This window comes from Nocardia terrae (genome assembly GCF_009760405.1).
Classification (GTDB): domain Bacteria; phylum Actinomycetota; class Actinomycetes; order Mycobacteriales; family Mycobacteriaceae; genus Nocardia; species Nocardia terrae.
This window is the reverse complement of record NZ_WRPP01000011.1, coordinates 114627-132156: the sequence shown is the minus strand read 5'-3', so window position 1 is coordinate 132156 and position 17530 is coordinate 114627. Positions and strand designations below refer to the sequence as shown.

At 69.1% G+C, this 17530-nt stretch carries 18 protein-coding genes; 9 read left to right on the top strand and 9 right to left on the bottom strand.

Going from position 1 to position 17530, the window contains the following annotated elements:
* Positions 1 to 158 precede the first annotated feature (158 nt).
* A complete protein-coding gene (locus GPX89_RS37550; RefSeq protein WP_033085726.1) occupies positions 159 to 464 on the bottom strand; it encodes a chorismate mutase in 306 nt (101 codons plus the stop codon).
* A gap of 320 nt (positions 465 to 784) precedes the next feature.
* On the opposite strand from GPX89_RS37550, the gene pcrA reads away from it, so the two are divergent.
* Positions 785 to 3232 (top strand): DNA helicase PcrA, encoded by a 2448-nt coding sequence (gene pcrA, locus GPX89_RS37545; protein WP_157392518.1) that lies wholly within the window; start codon positions 785 to 787, stop codon positions 3230 to 3232.
* Here the strand turns inward: pcrA and GPX89_RS37540 are convergent, their stop codons facing one another.
* From GPX89_RS37540 to GPX89_RS37525, 4 genes are all read right to left on the bottom strand, one after another.
* Positions 3233 to 3472, bottom strand: coding sequence for a hypothetical protein (locus tag GPX89_RS37540; RefSeq protein WP_157392517.1), 240 nt, complete (start codon positions 3470 to 3472; stop codon positions 3233 to 3235).
* Positions 3469 to 5073 carry a cytochrome bc1 complex cytochrome b subunit gene (qcrB, locus tag GPX89_RS37535; protein ID WP_157392516.1) on the bottom strand — a complete coding sequence of 535 codons (1605 nt, stop codon included), beginning with the start codon at positions 5071 to 5073 and terminating at the stop codon, positions 3469 to 3471. The genes GPX89_RS37540 and qcrB overlap by 4 nt, the downstream gene beginning before the upstream one ends.
* Positions 5074 to 5151: 78 nt before the next feature.
* A complete protein-coding gene (locus GPX89_RS37530) occupies positions 5152 to 6534 on the bottom strand; it encodes a DUF1731 domain-containing protein (protein ID WP_157392515.1) in 1383 nt (460 codons plus the stop codon).
* A gap of 67 nt (positions 6535 to 6601) precedes the next feature.
* A complete protein-coding gene (locus GPX89_RS37525) occupies positions 6602 to 7084 on the bottom strand; it encodes a hypothetical protein (RefSeq protein ID WP_157392514.1) in 483 nt (160 codons plus the stop codon).
* A 189-nt stretch (positions 7085 to 7273) separates the two neighbouring features.
* Between GPX89_RS37525 and GPX89_RS37520 the strand changes: the two genes are divergently transcribed.
* Together GPX89_RS37520 and GPX89_RS37515 are read left to right on the top strand one after the other, a co-directional pair.
* Positions 7274 to 7678 (top strand): DUF3224 domain-containing protein, encoded by a 405-nt coding sequence (locus tag GPX89_RS37520; protein WP_157392513.1) that lies wholly within the window; start codon positions 7274 to 7276, stop codon positions 7676 to 7678.
* Positions 7678 to 8403, top strand: coding sequence for an SDR family oxidoreductase (locus GPX89_RS37515; RefSeq protein WP_157392512.1), 726 nt, complete (start codon positions 7678 to 7680; stop codon positions 8401 to 8403). Before GPX89_RS37520 ends, GPX89_RS37515 begins: the two co-directional genes overlap by 1 nt.
* 64 nt (positions 8404 to 8467) lie before the next feature.
* On the opposite strand, the gene GPX89_RS37510 is transcribed toward GPX89_RS37515, so the two are convergent.
* Positions 8468 to 9559, bottom strand: coding sequence for a CaiB/BaiF CoA transferase family protein (locus GPX89_RS37510; RefSeq protein ID WP_157392511.1), 1092 nt, complete (start codon positions 9557 to 9559; stop codon positions 8468 to 8470).
* A gap of 101 nt (positions 9560 to 9660) precedes the next feature.
* On the opposite strand from GPX89_RS37510, the gene GPX89_RS37505 reads away from it, so the two are divergent.
* Complete coding sequence (locus tag GPX89_RS37505; RefSeq protein WP_157392510.1) at positions 9661 to 9852, top strand: helix-hairpin-helix domain-containing protein; 192 nt, start codon at positions 9661 to 9663, stop codon at positions 9850 to 9852.
* Here the strand turns inward: GPX89_RS37505 and GPX89_RS37500 are convergent.
* Positions 9845 to 11467, bottom strand: coding sequence for an acyl-CoA dehydrogenase family protein (locus GPX89_RS37500; protein ID WP_157392509.1), 1623 nt, complete (start codon positions 11465 to 11467; stop codon positions 9845 to 9847). The genes GPX89_RS37505 and GPX89_RS37500 overlap by 8 nt on opposite strands.
* 17 nt (positions 11468 to 11484) lie before the next feature.
* Entirely contained in the window at positions 11485 to 12105 is a 621-nt protein-coding gene (locus tag GPX89_RS37495) for a TetR/AcrR family transcriptional regulator (protein WP_157392508.1), read from the bottom strand.
* 114 nt (positions 12106 to 12219) lie between these two features.
* Between GPX89_RS37495 and GPX89_RS37490 the strand changes: the two genes are divergently transcribed.
* Both GPX89_RS37490 and GPX89_RS37485 read left to right on the top strand, forming a co-directional pair.
* Entirely contained in the window at positions 12220 to 12984 is a 765-nt protein-coding gene (locus tag GPX89_RS37490) for a crotonase/enoyl-CoA hydratase family protein (protein WP_328602755.1), read from the top strand.
* Between the two features lie 85 nt (positions 12985 to 13069).
* Positions 13070 to 14308, top strand: coding sequence for a hypothetical protein (locus tag GPX89_RS37485; RefSeq protein WP_157392506.1), 1239 nt, complete (start codon positions 13070 to 13072; stop codon positions 14306 to 14308).
* An 11-nt stretch (positions 14309 to 14319) separates the two neighbouring features.
* Here the strand turns inward: GPX89_RS37485 and GPX89_RS37480 are convergent, their stop codons facing one another.
* Positions 14320 to 15009 carry a pyridoxamine 5'-phosphate oxidase family protein gene (locus GPX89_RS37480; protein ID WP_157392505.1) on the bottom strand — a complete coding sequence of 230 codons (690 nt, stop codon included), beginning with the start codon at positions 15007 to 15009 and terminating at the stop codon, positions 14320 to 14322.
* An 81-nt stretch (positions 15010 to 15090) separates the two neighbouring features.
* Here GPX89_RS37480 and GPX89_RS37475 point away from each other — a divergent pair, with 81 nt between their 5' ends.
* The 3 genes from GPX89_RS37475 to GPX89_RS37465 all read left to right on the top strand — a co-directional run bounded on the left by GPX89_RS37475 (position 15091) and on the right by GPX89_RS37465 (position 17530).
* A complete protein-coding gene (locus GPX89_RS37475; RefSeq protein WP_157392504.1) occupies positions 15091 to 15786 on the top strand; it encodes a DUF4184 family protein in 696 nt (231 codons plus the stop codon).
* A 107-nt stretch (positions 15787 to 15893) separates the two neighbouring features.
* Positions 15894 to 17288 (top strand): MocR-like pyridoxine biosynthesis transcription factor PdxR, encoded by a 1395-nt coding sequence (gene pdxR, locus GPX89_RS37470; protein ID WP_328602779.1) that lies wholly within the window; start codon positions 15894 to 15896, stop codon positions 17286 to 17288.
* Positions 17285 to 17530 carry a DUF2630 family protein gene (locus tag GPX89_RS37465; protein WP_157392503.1) on the top strand — a complete coding sequence of 82 codons (246 nt, stop codon included), beginning with the start codon at positions 17285 to 17287 and terminating at the stop codon, positions 17528 to 17530. The genes pdxR and GPX89_RS37465 overlap by 4 nt, the downstream gene beginning before the upstream one ends.

Sequence of the window (17530 nt, the reverse complement as noted above, 5' to 3'; positions counted from 1 at the left end):
GCATGAAAGAACCGCCCCGGGGTCGAGACACCCGGGGCGGCCTGGGAAAGCTGCATCCGTGGCTCCACATGCAGCGTGGTTCGTGTGTGGGCACGCGCGACGACGCACCGCTCGATGTATCGGATCGGGCGGTGCCTGTCGTTAACGAGAGATCTTGATCAGTGCCCCAAGCGGCCGCGGCCCAGGCGGAGCAGGAGCATGGCGAGGGTGTGGCCCTCCTGGCCCAGCTCGCTGAAGCGCTCCAGCACCTTCATCTCGCGGGAGTGGACGAGCTTGGGCCCACCGTTCGCCATTCGCGTCCGCCCGATGATGCGCGAGACCTCGGTGCGGCGCTTGATGGCGGCCAGGATTTCGGCGTCCAGCTTGTCGATTTCCAAGCGCAGCTTTTCGATTTCAGCCTCGGAGGGCAGGGCGGAGTCCGACCCGGTGGCAGACTCGGAATGTCCCGTCGTCGAGATGCTCATACTTTCAACTCCTCGTGGTCCCGAACGTCGATCGGCGGGTGGACCCATCCTGTTACCGATCGGGTTCTCACCAAGAATCAGACCTGTTGGCCATACATTGTCCCCCCGGGAACGGGCTCACACGCAATGCGTCACCCTCGAGCCGGTCATTCGACGAGTGTGCCACGCAGAGTGACCCAAGCAAAACGGATACGTTTGTGAATCTTCTGAGTTTTCCGGCCCGGCCGAGTTCACCGGAGGTTCGCCGGACCGGCACTTATCGGACACCTGTGCGATCCCGCCCGTCGCCTGTCGGTGCGCGCCGGTAGCGTGGATGGGCGATGAACACGACGGTGGCGATGAACGAGCAGAAGACCGAGCGGTTGCTCGAGGGGTTGAATCCACAACAGCGCGCCGCGGTGACACACACCGGCCGCCCGCTGCTGATCGTGGCGGGAGCCGGATCAGGAAAGACCGCGGTTCTCACCCGCCGCATCGCCTATCTGCTCGACGCCCGCGGGGTGCGCCCCGGCGAGATTCTGGCCATCACCTTCACCAACAAGGCCGCCGCCGAGATGCGCGAACGCGTCGCCGGGCTGGTCGGCCCGCGCGCGGCCGGCATGTGGGTGTCCACCTTCCACTCCAGCTGCGTGCGCATCCTGCGGACCCAGGCGTCGCTGCTGGCGGGGATGAACTCCAACTTCTCCATCTACGACGCGGACGATTCGCGCCGGTTGCTGGGCATGATCATTCGCGACTTCGACATCGACGCGAAGAAGTACTCCCCGCGGTTGCTGTCGACGGCCATCTCGAATCTCAAGAACGAGCTCATCGATCCGCTGCAGGCCGCCGCCGACGCCGAGACCGAGGACGCCGAGCTGCCGCGCATCGTGGCCAAGGTCTACGACGAGTACCAGCGGCGGCTGCGCGCGGCCAATGCCTTCGACTTCGACGATCTGATCGGCGAGACGGTGTCGCTGCTGCAGCGGCATCCGCAGGTGGCCGAGTACTACCGGCGGCGCTTCCGCCACGTCCTGGTCGACGAGTACCAGGACACCAACCACGCGCAGTACACGCTGGTGCGCGAGCTGGTGGGCCATCACCGCGGCGGGGTGTGGGGCGACGAGCCCGACAACGGCCCCGACGATCGGGTGCCGCCCTCGGAACTGTGCGTGGTGGGTGACGCCGATCAGTCGATCTATGCCTTCCGCGGCGCGACCATCCGCAATATCGAGGAGTTCGAGCGCGACTTCCCGGACGCGGAAACCATTCTGCTGGAACAGAACTACCGCTCCACCCAGCACATTCTGACGGCCGCCAACGCGGTCATCGCCCGCAATGAGGGCCGCCGCGAGAAGAAGCTGTGGACCGATGCGGGCGAGGGCGATCTGATCGTCGGCTACGTGGCCGACAACGAGCACGACGAAGCGTCGTTCGTGGCCAAGGAGATCGACCGGCTGGTCGATCAGGGTGAGGCCAACTACGCGGACGTGGCGGTCTTCTACCGCACCAACAACAACTCCCGGGCGCTGGAAGAGATCTTCATCCGGATGGGGTTGCCCTACAAGGTCGTCGGCGGCGTGCGCTTCTACGAGCGCAAGGAAGTCCGCGACATCGTGGCCTATCTGCGGGTGCTGGAGAACCCGGACGACGCGGTGAGCCTGCGCCGGATCCTGAACACTCCCCGCCGGGGCATCGGCGATCGAGCCGAAGCGTGTGTGGCGGTGCACGCCGAGCAGCGCAATATCGGCTTCGCGCAGGCGCTTCGGGACGCGTCGGAGGGCAAGGTCGCCCTGCTCAACATCCGTTCGCAGCGGGCCATCACCGGATTCCTCGAGCTGCTGGACGAGGTTCGGGCCGCGGGCGCGCAGGCCGACATGGACTTCCCGGACGTGGGTTCGGTGGTCGAAGCCGTGCTGGACCGCACCGGATACCGCGCCGAGCTCGAAGCCTCCGACGATCCCCAGGACGGCGCGCGCCTGGACAACCTCAACGAGCTGGTCAGCGTCGCACGCGAATTCAGCTCCGAGGCCCGCAACAATGTGGAGGCCGCCCGCGAGGAGGGCTTGGTGCCCGAGCAGGCCGAGGGCGAGCCCGAGCCGGGTTCGCTGGCGGCCTTCCTGGAGCGGGTGTCGCTGGTGGCCGACGCCGACCAGATTCCCGAGGAGGGTTCGGGCGTGGTCACCATGATGACCCTGCACACCGCCAAGGGCCTCGAGTTCCCGGTCGTATTCGTCACCGGCTGGGAGGACGGCCAGTTCCCGCACATGCGCGCCCTGGGCGATCCGACCGAACTGCAGGAGGAACGCCGCCTGGCGTACGTGGGCATCACCCGCGCCCGCAAGCGCCTCTACCTGTCCCGCGCGGTGGTGCGCTCCGGCTGGGGGCAGCCGGTCTCGAATCCGGAATCCCGCTTCCTGCAGGAGATTCCGGGCCATCTGATGGACTGGCGCCGGCTCGAGCCCACACCGTCGCAGTCCCGTGGTCTGCGTCGCCGTGGCGAGGACGATGGCCTGGAACGTGATTGGACGCGCGGTGACGGCTGGTCCGAGCAGCGCCCCGGTCTGCGCGACCGCGGCGAGCGGCGACCCGCCCCGGCCGCGGCCAAGCGCAACAACACCACCCTGGTGCTGGCCGTGGGCGACCGGGTCACCGACGACAAGTACGGCCTGGGCCGGGTCATCGCCGCCGAGGGCTTCGGCGATCTGGCCACGGTCACCATCGATTTCGGTACGGCGGGCAAGATCCGGTTGATTCCGAAGTTCAGCCGGACCCTGACCAAACTCTGATCAGCTGGTGTGCCGGGAGAGGACGTCGTAGGCGCGCACGGCGTCCTCGGGGAAGACGAGGATCTGGAAGCGGTCCTTGATATTGCGCCAGCGGTGGATCCGCGTGCGGCCCATGGTGGCCCGCACGCCGGCCGCGCGCAGCAGCTGTCGCACGGTGCGGGCGGACTGCATGTCGTAGACGGTGGCGGCGGGTACCAGCAGCCCGAATTCGCCGTCGTCGGTGCGTGTCCGGAGTTTCATCCTCGACTCCCGGTGTCCTGCTTGGCCTTCAGCATGTCGAGCTGGGCCTGTTCCTCATGATGATGGACGGCGTCGAGCGCCGCGCGCTCTTCGGGTGGGTCGACGGTGAGGAACGCGCCGGTTCCGGGTTTACCCGCGGAGCCGAGCTTGCTCATCTTCTTCGGCACGGCAGCGCCCTGGTATTCCAAGGGAATCGGATGCCCGTGCGCGTCCACACCGCCGAGCGACTGGTGCACCTCGATGTACCCGCCGTGCGGCAGCCGCTTGATGATGCCGGTCTCGATGCCGTGTTCGAGCACCGCGCGGTCACTGCGCTGCAGGCCCAGGCAGAACCGGTAGGCCACGGTGTAGGCCAGCGGCGGCGCGAGCAGTAGCGCGATCCGGAAGAACCAGGTGGTGGCGTTGAGCGAGATGTCGAACTTCAACGCGATGATGTCGTTGACGCAGGCGAGGGTGAGCACCAGGTAGAAGGCGATGGCCATGGCCCCGATCGCGGTGCGCACCGGCACATCTCGCGGCCGCTGCAGCAGATTGTGGCGCGCGGTGTCGCGGGTGAGCCGCTTCTCGATCCACGGGTAGATCGGGATGACCACCAGCACCAGGCCCATCACCACGGCCACCCAGAAGGGTGCGGGAATGGTGTAGCGGCCGAGGTAGATCTCCCAGGGCGGCATGAGCCGGGCCAGGCCGTCGGTCCACATCATGTAGAAGTCGGGCTGGGATCCCGCCGACACCTGGGCCGGGTTGTACGGGCCGAGATTCCAGATCGGGTTGATCTGGAACAGCCCGCCCATGAGCGCGACGGTGGCCAGCGTGAAGGCGAAGAACGCGCCCTGGTCCAGCGAGAACACCGGAATGATGCGCGCGCCCACCACATTTCGCTCGGTGCGCGCGGGCCCGGGGAACTGGGTGTGCTTCTGGTACCAGACCAGCGCGATGTGCGCGCCGATGAGTCCGAGCATGATGCCGGGGAACAGCAGTACATGGGTGATGTAGAGCCGCGGGATCAGCACGGTGCCCGGGAATTCCCCGCCGAAGAGCATGAAGTGCAGCCAGGTGCCGACGACCGGGACGCTCATGGTGATGCCGCCCAGCGGTGAGCGCAGGCCGGTGCCGGAGAGCAGGTCGTCGGGCAGCGAGTAGCCGAAGTAGCCCTCGAACATGGACAGGATCAGCAGCAGCGCGCCGATCACCCAGGTCGCCTCGCGGGGTTTGCGGAAGGCTCCGGTGAAGAACACCCGGAGCATGTGGATGATCATCGAGGCCAGGAACAGCAGTGCGGCCCAGTGGTGGACCTGCCGCACGAACAGTCCGCCGCGCACGTCGAAGGAGATGTCCAGGACGCTGCGGTAGGCGGCCGACATCTGCACGCCGCGCAGCGGCTGGTAGCTGCCGTTGTAGGTCACCTCCGTCATGGAGGGTTCGAAGTAGAGGGTCAGATAGACGCCGGACAGCAGCAGGATGATGAAGCTGTAGAGCGCGATTTCCCCGAGCAGGAACGACCAGTGCGTCGGGAACACCTTGTTGATGGAGCGTTTCAGGCCCGCGGCGAGGTGATACCGCTGATCGGCGGCATCGGCGCGGTTCGCGGTGGCATTCATGAACACCAGACGTCCGCCGGACCCGAAATGTGACACCTGAATACGACAAGTTGTCGTAGATCACACTTCGGGCCGCGATCACCGCGGCAGCAGGTTCGACAGCGCCTCGTCGAGAGTCGGGTAGCGGAAGCGGAACCCGTTGTGGCGCAGCACCTCGGAGGTGGCGTGCCGCCCGGTCAGCCCGAGGGCCGGATCGGTGCGCAGCAGGACCGCGCCGACGGTCAGCGCGGGCGCGGGCGTCGGCGGCGACCACGGGCGGCGCAGCTGCCTGCGCAGGGTGGTCATGAGTTCCTTGTTGCGCACCGGGAAGTCGGTGGCCGCGACCACCACGCCGTTGGGCAGCGCCACCTGCGGATCCAGCCCGAGCCCGGCGCGCACGATGGCCAGCCAGTCCTCGAGGTGGATCCAGCTGAACCACTGCCGTCCGTTGCCGACGCTGCCGCCCAGTCCCGCCTTGGTCAGCGCCACCAGGCGTTTCATGGCGGGCGCGTCCGGGTCGAGGACGATCGAGGTGCGCAGGATGGTCCAGTGCGCGGCATTGGCCCCGTCGAAGGCCGCCTCCCACGGCTGCGCCACGCCGGTCATCTGGGGCAGGCCGGGTGCGGGCAGCGGCGTCGACTCGGTGCAGCGGAGCTCACCGGCGTCGGCCCAGATCGCGGTGGTGCTGGCCTGGATCCAGTAGTCGATGGGCCGGTCCAGGCTCTTGGAGGCGTCCACCAGCGCGCGGGTGGAATCGACTCGGCTGCGCCGCAATTCGGCGATATTGCGAGCGGTGGGCCGACAGTCGACGAGCTTGCCCGCGAGGTTGATGATCGCGGTGCGTCCCGGATTGCGCAGCGCGTCGGCCCACGTGCCGACGGTGCGGCCGTCCCATTCGTATTGCGGGTAGGGCAGTTCCGGCACCGCGCGGCGGGTGAGGATGACGACGCGCCGGCCTCGGCAGGTCAGGTCGGCGGCGAGGGTGCGTCCCAATGCGCCGGTGCCCCCGGCGATCACGACGGTGAGCGCGTCGGCGGCGGGCCGCAGCCCGGCGAGCTGGGCCAGGCGGGTGAGGCAGGTGTGGGTGTCGGTCTCCAGCAGGTTTCCGACGACCTTGCGCATGACCGAGCGCGACGCGCCCGCGAAGGTCAGCGACTGGGTGAGTTCGGTGCCGCCGTCGCGCGGGGTGAGCACCCAGCGCATCCGCATGGTGCCCGCGGGTTCGGGCTGCTCGATGGTGATTTCGCGCTCGGGCACGAAGGTCGAGAGCGTGAAGGGTTTCGCGAGCCGCCCGTGCACCGCCCCGTTGACGCGCCCGCTCGGCAGGTAGTCGCCGGTGACGCCCGCGCCGGGCACGGCGTGCAGCGTCACCGCGCTGACGGCGGGATTCCATTCGGGCCAGCGCACCGGATCGCCGAGTACGGTCCACAGCCGCTGCGGCGGGAGTGCGATCCATTGGGTGTACGTCGTTGTACGAGCCATGACCCGACGCTATTACCGCTGTGCCACACCCGGAAGCGTGGCCTTGATCGCACTCCCCCGCGTGTCGTCAGCTGATCTGGATGCTGCTCTGCAGGGTGAACTTGTGCCCCTTGGAGGTGCAGTTGAGCGCCCCGCCGTGCGGCAGCCCGCCGATGCAGGTGACGCCCGCGTAGTCGATGCGGGTGCCCTGGTACACCGAACCGTCGCGCGGCACATCGGTGATCCAGCGGCTGCCCGCTCGCCCGTGCGTGCCGCCGAGACCGAAGGTCGGGTGGGCGGGCAGGATCGGCGTGCTGTCGATCACGACATCGCTGACGGGGATGAAGCCGAACAGGGTGTAGCCCGGCTGCAGGTCGCAGCCGACATCGCCGTTGGCGTGGATGGCGCAGGTGGTGGTGCCCAGCCAGTCGGCGAAGTAGAGGGTGTCACCGTCGAGGAAGTCCGCGTTGTTGGCTTCGGTCAGGCCGACGTCGGCCGAGGCGACGCCGTTTCCGGTCATGGTGAGCGCGACTACCGCCAGAGCCGCGCCGAAGAATGTACGTGCGTTCATGGTTGCCGACCATAATTCACCGGAAGTCATTGGCACCACATCGAACTCGCGTGTTTCACATTTGCAGACATCGATTACCGATGCTTCTGGATACGGCCGATTTCACTACTTGATAAAGCCTTCCGCACCGCCAGAAAGTTCGGGAGGATATCCGTGCGCCCCAGGCGCATTCCCGAATAGAGGCATGTGATGACCGAAAAGATTCGCGTCGAAGGCACCATCGCGGTGCACAAGTACGAGCCCGTCGCCTACGAGGAGCCCGAGCAGGGTCCGGTGCTCACCCGGATCCATGTGGAGGAGAGCTTCTCCGGCGGCATCGAGGGTGAAGGCGTGGTGGAGTTCCTGCAGTCCTCCAACGCCGACGGCACCGCCAGTTTCGTTGGCATCGAACGCATTACGGGTTCGGTGGACGGCAAGTCCGGCACCTTCCTGCTGCAGGACGCGGGCACCGTCGCGGACAATATCGTCAGCGGCGACTGGTTCGTGGTCCCCGGCTCCGGCACCGGCGACCTGACCGGACTGCGCGGTGAGGGCGGCTTCAAGGCCAATCTCGGTGAGGGCGCGCAGGTCTGGCTCGAGTACTGGTACGAGTAATGAAGTCCGCCCTCATCACCGGGGCCGCCACCGGAATCGGTCGCTCCATCGCGGAAACACTTGCCGCGCAGGGTGTCCGGGTGGCCATCAATCATCCGCACACGCCCGAACCGGCCGACGAAGTGGTCGCCGAGATCGAGGCGGACGGAGGCCAGGCGCTGGCGCTGGCCGCCGATGTGCGTGACCGCGACGAGTACGCCGCCATGGTCGACCAGCTGATCTCCGCCTGGGGCAGCTGGGACATCCTGGTCAACAACGCGGCCGTCGCGATCACCAAACCGTTCCCGGAGATCACCTCCGAGGAATTCGATCTGAGCTTCGCCGTGAACGTCAAGGGCGTCTTTCACGGCATGCAGCTGGCGTGGGATCGCATGGCCGACAATGGCCGGATCATCACCATTTCCAGCTCCACCACGGCCCTCATGCTGCCCGGCTACGCGGTGTACGACTCGACCAAGGGTGCGGTGGAACAGCTCACCCACATCCTGTCCAAGGAGTTCGGGCCGCGCGGCATCACGGTGAACGCGGTCAGCCCCGGCGCGACCGAGACCGAGACCTACCGCGACGGCAAGAGCGACGAGTTCCTGGGCCGACTGGAGGGCATGAGCGCCTTCGGACGCCTGGGCAAGCCGAGCGAGATCGCGGCGGTCGTCGCGTTTCTGGCCGGCGACTCGGCGAATTGGGTGACGGCGCAGAACATTCGCGTCAACGGCGGCACGGCCTAGGCCCTGTGATCGGACCGGCTGCCCCGTCGTCCCCTGACGGGGCGGCCGATCCTCCGGTTCCCTCTTACACCCAGATCTCACCGATGGGCGTGAGCTCCGCCGGCGCCGGGGCGGGCGTCGGCGGCGGGGTGCGCGAGAACCGGGGCGCGGGGGCCGGCTGCAGCATGCCGCCGACCTCGATGAGCGAGCCGCGGGCCCGCAGGTGTTCGTCCTGGGCCGCCTCGGTCCAGGTACGGATGGGCGTGACGCAGGCGTCGACGCCGTCGAAGAGTGCGGCCCATTCGTCCTGGGACCTGCTCGCGAACTTCTCGGTGAAGACCTTGCGCAGCACGTCCTGTCCGGCCGGATCCATCTGGTGCGGCAGCGATTCCGGGTCGAGCTCGAGCACGCGCAGCAGTTCCGCGTAGAACTGCGGCTCGAACGCGCCGACCGCCAGGTGTTTGCCGTCGGCCGTCCGATACGTGTCGTACCAGGCCATTCCGGTGTCGAGCAGGTTGGTGCCGCGCTCGTCGGACCACACGCCGCCCTGGTGCAGGGTCCAGATCGAATGCGCCAGTGTCAGTACGCCGTCCACCATGGCCGCGTCCACCACCTGGCCCTGCCCGGAGCGTTCGCGCTCGTAGAGCGCGGTGATGATGCCCAGGACGAGGAACACCGAACCGCCGCCGTAATCACCGAGCAGATTGATGGGCGGCAGCGGCCGTTCGCCCTTGCGCCCGATGCCGTTGAGCGCGCCGGTGAGGCCGATGTAGTTGATGTCGTGCCCGGCGCGGTCGGCGCGCGGGCCGTCCTGCCCCCAGCCGGTCATGCGGCCGTAGATCAGCCGCGGATTGCGCTCGCGGCATTCGTCGGGCCCGAGTCCGAGCCGTTCCACCACGCCCGGCCGGTAACCCTCGATCACCACGTCGGCCTTGTCGATGAGCTCACGCACCGCGGCGATCTCGTCCGGGTCCTTGAAGTTCGCCTGCACGATGGTCCGTCCGCGCAGCTGCGCGCGCATCGGACCGACCGCGGACCCGTCGCCGGGCCGCTGCACCCGCACCACGTCCGCGCCCAGATCGGCGAGCATCATGCCCGCGTGCGGCCCGGGCCCGATGCTCGCCAGCTCGACGATCCGCACACCCGCCAAAGGCCCCTTGGTCACATTCACCCGCAACCCCCTGAGATTCCCTGTCGAATACCCAGGAAAGTAGAACACGTTCTACAAGGGGCCGCCACTTCCCCGCCCACGGAATGGGATCGATCTACGCTCGGTTCATGAGCGATTCGACCTGGCCGCGCGGCGTCTCCGCACCGGCGGCCCGAGCCCTCGCCGCCGCCGGATACCACAGCGTCGAACAGCTGGCGGGGGTGAGCGCGAGCGAGCTGCTCGCGCTGCACGGCATGGGCCCCAAGGCCATCGGCGTCCTGCGGGAGGCCCTCAGGGATCGAGGACTCGACTTCAGCTGAGGTAGGCGCGCTCGATGATCGGCTCGACGTCCACGCCCGCCGGGAGGGTGCCGAAGGCGATGCCCCAGTCGCCGCCGAATCGGGTGGCGCAGAAGGCATCCGCCACGGCCGGGTGGCCGTGGCGCACCAGCTGCGCGCCCTGCAGGACCAGTGCCATCAGCTCGACCACGCGGCGGGCGCGGTATTCGATGTCGGCGAAGTCGGTGAGCTCCTTGCCGATTCGATCGATGGCCTCGTCCAGGTGGCGGTTCGCGCCGCGGGAGAGGTTCACCTCGTTGAAGAACGCCTCGACCGTCTCGGGCTGACGGCCCATGGCGCGCAACGCGTCCAGCGCCGCCACATTGCCCGAGCCCTCCCAGATGGACATGAGCGGGGCCTCCCGGTACAGCCGCGGCATGCCGGACTCCTCGGCGTAGCCGTTGCCGCCGAAGCACTCCAGGGCCTCGGCCGCGTGCGCGGGGGCGCGCTTGCACACCCAGTACTTGGTGACCGCCAGCGCGATGCGCCGCAGCGCCGCCTCGGCGGGATCGTGCTCGGCGCGGTCGGTGGCGCCGGCCAGCCGCATCATGACCGTGGTCGCGGCGTCGGACTCGATCACCAGGTCCGCCAGCACATTCCGCATGGCGGGCTGATCGACCAGATATTTGCCGAACACCTGACGATGCCGGGCGTGATGGGTAGCGAACACGGCTCCCGTGCGCATGACGGTGGCCGAGCCGATCACGCAGTCCAGCCGGGTCATGTTGACCATCTCGATGATGGTCTTCACGCCCGCGCCTTCCGCGCCGACCAGCCAGCCGATGGCGTTCTCGTACTCCAGTTCCGAGGAGGCGTTGGACTTGTTGCCCAGCTTGTCCTTGAGCCGCTGGATGCGCAGCGCGTTGCGGGTGCCGTCGGGCAGCACGCGCGGCAGCATGAAACAGGACAGCCCGCCGGGCGCCTGGGCCAGGGTGAGGAACATATCGCCCATGGGATGCGAGGTGAACCACTTGTGGCCGACGATGCGGTACGTGCCGTCGGAAAGCGGTGTGGCCGTGGTGGTATTGGCCCGGACGTCGGAGCCGCCCTGCTTCTCGGTCATGGACATGCCCGCGATGAGACCGGCCTTGGCGGACGGCTCGCGCAGCCCGAAGTCGTACACCCGCGACGCCAGCAGCGGCTCGTACTTCTCGGCCAGTTCCGGATTGTGGCGCAGCGCGGGCACCACCGCGTAGGTCATGGAGATCGGGCACATGTGCCCGGCGTCGGACACGCCCCAGGCCGCGAGCTTGGCGGCGCGCGCCACGTGCGCGCCCGGCCGGTCGTCGCGCCACGGCGCGCCGTGCAGGCCATGGGAGACAGCGACTTCCATGAGCTGATGCCAGGACGGGTGGAACTCCACCTCGTCGATGCGGTTGCCGTAGCGATCATGGGTGTGCAGGATCGGCGGGTTCTCGTTGGCCAGCCGCCCCCAGTCCTGTACTTCCGCGGTGCCCGCGAGCACGCCCAGCTCCCGCACCTCGGACTCGGCCCAGCCCGCGCCCTCCCGGTGCAGGCCCTCGATCAGCGCGGGGTGGCGGGAGTTGTCGAACGGGGCGATCGGCGGAACCTGGTTGAAGACGTCGTGGGTGTGCATCGCGGGGTGACTCCTGTTCATTCGGGAGGCAGAGCGTGGGGGACGCCGAGCGCGCGCAAGGCGAAGGCGACGAGCTCGGGCAGCACCGATTCGCTCTGAAGCTGTTCCGACAGCGGGCCGACGAGCACCTCGCCGATGGCTCCGACCAGTGCGGTGGCGGAGGTGCGCGGATCCTGCGGCGGCAGTTGGCCACTCGCGACACCGTCGGCGACCGCGTTGACGTAGGTCTCGGCGAAGGCCCGGCGGAAACGCAGGCGTTCGGCGTCAACGGCGGTATCCACGGGCTCGGCGAGCAGCACGTAGGCCAGTTTCGGGTTCTTGAGGGCCCGGCCGGCGAAGGTCTCGACGGCGGCGGTGACGCGATCGCGGGCGGTGCGCCCCTCCCCCGCGGCTCCGGCGTCGCGGACCGCCTCGACCTCGCGGGTGACGACCTCACGGAAGACGGCCGTCACCAATTCGGTCTTGCCGCTGAAGTTCTTGTAGACCGTGCCGGTGGCGACCCCGGCCTCGGCGGCGACGGCGGCCATGGACAGTCCGGCGAAGCCGTCGCGGGAGAGAACGGTCATGGCGGCACGCACGATCGAACCCGCTTGGGCATCCAGACGCGCCTGGACAGCGGGGGTTCTGCGGTAGGCCATGCAAGAAGTGAACCACTCATTCATTTCTTGACGCAAGCCCACCCGTCGCCCACCACCACCCTTCATTCGAGGCGCTTCGCGCCACAGCGCCTTTTACGGCGTAACGTCGGCCGCGTGACAGTACGAGTGGAGCGCAACGGCCCCGTCTACACCGTGATCCTGCATCGCCCCGAAGCCCGCAACGCCGTCGACGGACCGACCGCGCGAGCCCTCGCCGACGCCTTCCGCGACTTCGACTCCGACCCCACCGCCGCGGTCGCCGTGCTCTGGGGCGACGGCGGCACCTTCTGCGCCGGCGCCGACCTGAAAGCCCTTGGCACCGAACGCTCCAACGCGGTCACCGAGGACGGCGACGGCCCCATGGGACCGACCCGGATGAAGCTGTCCAAGCCTGTCATCGCCGCCGTCTCCGGCTACGCGGTCGCGGGCGGCATCGAGCTGGCGCTCTGGTGCGATCTGCGAATCGCGGAGCAGGACAGCACCTTCGGCGTGTTCTGCCGGCGCTGGGGTGTGCCGCTCATCGACGGCGGCACCGTGCGGCTGCCCCGCATCATCGGCGAGGGCCGGGCCATGGATCTGATTCTGACCGGCCGCGCGGTGGGCGCCACCGAGGCGCTGCAGATCGGCCTGGTGAACCGGGTGGTCCCGAACGGCGAATCGCGGCGCGCCGCCGAGGAACTCGCGCTGGAGCTGTCGGCGCTGCCCCAGACTTGCCTGCGCTCGGACCGCATGTCGGTGCTCGAGCAGAACGGCCTCGAGGAACCCGAGGCGATCGCCAACGAGTTGCGGCACGGCATGAAGGCTCTGATGGACGGGGCCCTGGACGGCGCGCAGCGGTTCGCGTCCGGCGCGGGCCGTCATGGTAGTTCCGCATCGTGAGAATCGACGGGTCGAGCGGTGCGATGGCTAGACCCGAATACGCGCGGCAGCGCCTCATGCAACCGATCGGTACGCTAGCCGTTCGATGAATCGGCTGAGCGTACTGGACGAGATCTTCCTGCGGTCGCATCGGGGCATGGGCACCCCGATCGTCCTGCAGGGACTCTGGCGTACCGCCGAACCCGTGCATCCCGCGCTGCTGTGGCGGGTGCACCGCGATCTGCGTACCGGACCGCTCGGGCGACGGGTGGTCCGATCCCGGGTGCCCGGGGCCCGTCCACGCTGGCAGCCCAATCAATCCGCGTACCCGTTCACCATGGTCCAGGAGCCGATTCCTGCTGCCGCGGTGCTGGATTGGGCCGACCGGCAGGGCGACGACCTGAATCCCGAGACCGGACCGGGCTGGCGGCTTTCGGCGGCGCGGCTCTCCGACGGCGGCTGTGTGGTGGCGCTGACCTGTTCACACGCCCTCGCCGACGGGCGGGCGCTCACCCTGGCCATCGACAACGCGCTGTCCGGCATTCCGCTCGCCGCGCCGGTCGCGGGTCACTCGGATTGGTCCGACGCCCGGCGCATGTGGGCCACCGTCCTGGGCGGGACCGCCCGCGCGCTGCGCCGCGGCATTCCGGAACGACCGACCGCCGCGCCGCATCGAAAAGCGCTGGCCGGCAGCCCGAATGCCGCCACTCACGGGGCCGTTCTCGAGATTCCGGCTCGCGACTGGAATCGCGTCGCGGTCTCCCACGGCGGCACCGCCAACAGCCTGTTCGTCCATCTGATCGCGAACATGTTGTGGTCCAGCGGATTTCCCGCCGACACCATCGCGGCCAGTCTCCCCGTCGACACGCGCGACGAGCCGCGCGTGGACAACGACATGTCCATGACCGAGGTCGCCATCACCCGCGACGACACCCCGGCGAGCCTGCGCCGCAAGGCCCGTACCGCCTACGAGCACCGCATGACCAGTCCCGGCGGCATTCCCGAGGAGATCCTCCAGGTCGTGCCCGACCGCTGGGCGTACCGGCTGGCCAAGGGCGCGGGCGAGCGGGACATCCTGTGCTCCAATATCGGAAACCTGCCCGAGTCGCTGCTGACGCTGGGCCCGCACCCGTGCACCGGGTTGGCCGCGCGGGCCATCCATCCCGGCCTGCGCCCGAACGCGCTGCCCCGCACCCGGCTCTCCGGCTATCTGACCCGTATCGCGGACACCTATACGTTGTCGCTGGTCAGCCTCGATCCCGAAGCCATCCGCTCGGCCTCCGCGCTGACCGACCTCGCCCAGGCCGCGCTGGCCGAACTGGGCCTGCGCGGCCGGAGCTGGTAACCGGACGGCCGCTACCCCGCGAGGACGGCGTCCGAGACCCGGGACAGAACATGCTGCGGCACTTCGATTTCCGGGTCCAGATCGGGGGCGGAGATCGGCGCGTCGAAGACCTGGCGCAGGGGCAGTACGCCCGCCCACACGCCGCCGGTGGCGATATCGGCCTCCTCGTCGCGCGGCCCGCCGGTGCGGACCTTCACCGAGGCTTCGGTGAGGTCGAGGGCCAGCACCACGGTGGCCGCCATCTCCTTCTTGTTCGGGGAGCGCACCGCGTCCCACGCGCCGGGCGCGGCCTGCTCGACGATGACGCGCAGGGCGTGCATGCGCTCGTCGGGATCGGTGACTTCGATCGGGCGGGCGTGGATCACCGCCGAGCGGTAGTTCATCGAGAAGTGCATGGCCGAGCGGGCGTACACGATGCCGTCCACGTGTGTCACGGTGAGCGAGACCTCGCCGGCCATGGCGGCGCGCAGGTTGCCCGCGCCGGTGGAGCCGTGCAGGTACAGGGTGTCGCCGTCGCGGCCGTAGATGGTGGGTATGACGACCGGTGACCCGTTCAGGACCACACCCAGATGGCAGATCAGACCGGCGTCGAGCACCGCGTCCAGCTCGGCGCGGTCGGTGCGGCCCCGCTCCTTGGCGCGGGTGAGGCTGCTGCGCGGGGTGGGCGACAATGGAGTCCGAGTCGAAGCTGTCTCACTCATGGGACCAGTTTCGAGGGGGAAATGGCATTCCTGAATAGCCAATTCTTCGCGGGATCAACGGACCACTTCGGGGGATGCACTGTGCCGTTCACGCTCGCACATCCGGCGGCCGTGCTGCCGCTACGCCGGGCACTGTGGTTTCCGGGGCTGGTCGCGGGGAGCATCGCGCCCGATGTGCCGTACTACCTGTCGATCGGAATCGATGGGGAGCTGACACATTCGCTGCCGGGATTGCCGATGGACGTGGTGCTGGGCGGGATTCTCGTGGGGATCGCCTGGGCGCTGCGGCGGACCGTCGAGGGCATGATCGGCAAGACCGTCACCATGAGTCGCCCCGGACCGGTGAACGCCGTGGCGGCCATGCTGGTCGGAGCGCTCACCCATCTCGCCTGGGATGCCTTCACCCACACCGACGGCGCCGCGGTGCGGCATTGGGAAGTGTTGCGGGAGTCGGTGATCGGACCGCACCGGGTCTACAACGTGATCGGCTACATCTCTTCGCTGGGCGGAATGCTGCTGCTCGCGGGCTATCTGGCCGTCTGGTTTCGACGGGCCCTGCCCGCCGCCGCGGATCCGCTGCGCACCCGGGTACTGGTGTCGCTCATCGCCGTTGCCGCGCTCGCCGGTCTCCTCGCGCGGACCGATCCGGTGGCGAGGATCAGCCTCTACGACTGCGTGCGGCACGTGACGATCTACGCGATCACCAGCGCCGGTGCGGGTTTCGTCCTGTACGCGCTCGTGTCCGCGACCGCGTCGGCCGCCAGGGGAAATCGCTGATCGCTCGCCTCATCCTCGCGGCCGCCGCCGACCCCGATCTGACACTGCCGCACCGAGTGGCATGCTGGTACCGATCAGTTTCCGATTGACCGGGAGGCCACTTGCGGGTGAATCGCCTGGTCGACGATGATCTGCCGTTCACCGTCGACCGTGAGAGCCGGGTGCCGCTCGCCGCGCAAGTGGCGTCCGGGCTGCGGCGCGCGGCGACCACGGGCGCACTGCGCGGCGGGGACCGGCTGCCGTCCTCGCGGGATCTGGCCCACCGGCTCGGCGTGAGCCGGACCGTGGTCACCGCGGCCTACGACCAACTGCACGCCGAGGGCTGGCTCGACGGCCGGCACGGCTCGGGCACCTATCTGACGGCCGCGCCCACACCCGCGGGCGCGCAGAACGACGGGCCGGAGCGGATCGACCCGCTGGCCGGATTGCTGGATCTCGCCGCGGGCGCACCCTCCATCGAGGCCATCGACGCCGCCGCGTGGCGGCGGGCGTGGCGGGCGGCCTCGGATCGGATGCCGTTGGTGCGCAAGGACCGCCGCGGCGAACCCGAATACCGCGAGGCCGTCGTGGAGCACCTGCTGCGGCATCGCGGACTCGGCGCGGGCAGCGGCACCACCGTGCTGGCCACCGCCGGAACCGGCTCGGCCGCAGGCGAACTCGCCTCGGCGCTGCTGCGGCCCGGCGACGTGGTGGCCATCGAGGATCCGGGCTACCAGCGCGCCGGCGGAGCCTTCCGCGCGGCGGGCGCGCGGCTGGTTCCGGTCCCGGTCGACGCCGAGGGGCTGCGGGTGGATCTGCTGCCCGAGAACACCCGCATGGTGTACTGCACTCCCGCACATCAGTTTCCGCTCGGCGCGCGCATGCCCGCCGCCCGCCGGGTCGCCCTCATCGAATTCGCCCGCCGCACCGGCGCGCTCGTGATCGAGGACGACTACGACGGCGAATTGCGCTACGACACCGCCCCGCTGCCACTGCTGGCCACCCTCGCCCCCGACGCCGTCGTGCACCTGGGCACCACCAGCAAGATCCTGACCCCGACCCTGGGCGTCGGCTGGATGGTGGCCGATCCCGCCGTCACCGAGGCCGTGCTGGCGTACCGCGAACTCACCGGCACCAGCCCGGCCCCCGCGGGCCAGCAGGTGGTCGCCGAACTGGCGCGCCACGGCGACCTGGCCCGGCACCTGCGCCGCCTGCGCCGCGACATGCCGCACCGCCGCGCCCTGGTCGTGGCCGAACTGCGCGGCCGCGGTCTGGAAGTTCGCGGCGACGATGCCGGTTCGCACGTGTTCGTGCCCCTCCCTTCGGCCGAGCACGAGGATCGCGCGGTCGCCCACGCCCGCGAGCTCGGCGTCTATCTCGACGCCCTCGCCCGTCACCACGTCGGTCCCCGCCACACCTTCGGCATCTCCCTCGGCTATGCCGCCCTTCCGCGCGCGGACCTGCCGAAGGCCGTCCGGTTGGCCGGAGATGCGCTGAGCCGAGTCGTAGAGTGGACCGCATGACCGAAAAGGACATCCACGCGCGCATCAAGGACCTCGTGGATCGTGAGCACGAGCTGCGCGCCAAGACCACCCGCGGTGAACTCGACCCGGAAACCGAGCGCCGCGAGCTGGCCGAGGTCGAGGTCCAGCTCGATCAGTGCTGGGATCTGCTGCGTCAGCGTCGCGCCCGCCTGGACCAGGGCCGCAACCCCGACGAGGCCGAGGTGAGCTCGGCCCGCCAGGTCGAGGGCTACCTGCAGTAA

Coding starts and splice junctions, on each gene's coding strand:
- GPX89_RS37550 (WP_033085726.1), bottom strand. CDS start 464: ATGAGCATCTCGACGACGGGACATTCCGAGTCTGCCACCGGGTCGGAC.
- pcrA (WP_157392518.1), top strand. CDS start 785: ATGAACACGACGGTGGCGATGAACGAGCAGAAGACCGAGCGGTTGCTC.
- GPX89_RS37540 (WP_157392517.1), bottom strand. CDS start 3,472: ATGAAACTCCGGACACGCACCGACGACGGCGAATTCGGGCTGCTGGTA.
- qcrB (WP_157392516.1), bottom strand. CDS start 5,073: ATGAATGCCACCGCGAACCGCGCCGATGCCGCCGATCAGCGGTATCAC.
- GPX89_RS37530 (WP_157392515.1), bottom strand. CDS start 6,534: ATGGCTCGTACAACGACGTACACCCAATGGATCGCACTCCCGCCGCAG.
- GPX89_RS37525 (WP_157392514.1), bottom strand. CDS start 7,084: ATGAACGCACGTACATTCTTCGGCGCGGCTCTGGCGGTAGTCGCGCTC.
- GPX89_RS37520 (WP_157392513.1), top strand. CDS start 7,274: ATGACCGAAAAGATTCGCGTCGAAGGCACCATCGCGGTGCACAAGTAC.
- GPX89_RS37515 (WP_157392512.1), top strand. CDS start 7,678: ATGAAGTCCGCCCTCATCACCGGGGCCGCCACCGGAATCGGTCGCTCC.
- GPX89_RS37505 (WP_157392510.1), top strand. CDS start 9,661: ATGAGCGATTCGACCTGGCCGCGCGGCGTCTCCGCACCGGCGGCCCGA.
- GPX89_RS37500 (WP_157392509.1), bottom strand. CDS start 11,467: ATGCACACCCACGACGTCTTCAACCAGGTTCCGCCGATCGCCCCGTTC.
- GPX89_RS37495 (WP_157392508.1), bottom strand. CDS start 12,105: ATGGCCTACCGCAGAACCCCCGCTGTCCAGGCGCGTCTGGATGCCCAA.
- GPX89_RS37485 (WP_157392506.1), top strand. CDS start 13,070: ATGAATCGGCTGAGCGTACTGGACGAGATCTTCCTGCGGTCGCATCGG.
- GPX89_RS37480 (WP_157392505.1), bottom strand. CDS start 15,009: ATGAGTGAGACAGCTTCGACTCGGACTCCATTGTCGCCCACCCCGCGC.
- GPX89_RS37465 (WP_157392503.1), top strand. CDS start 17,285: ATGACCGAAAAGGACATCCACGCGCGCATCAAGGACCTCGTGGATCGT.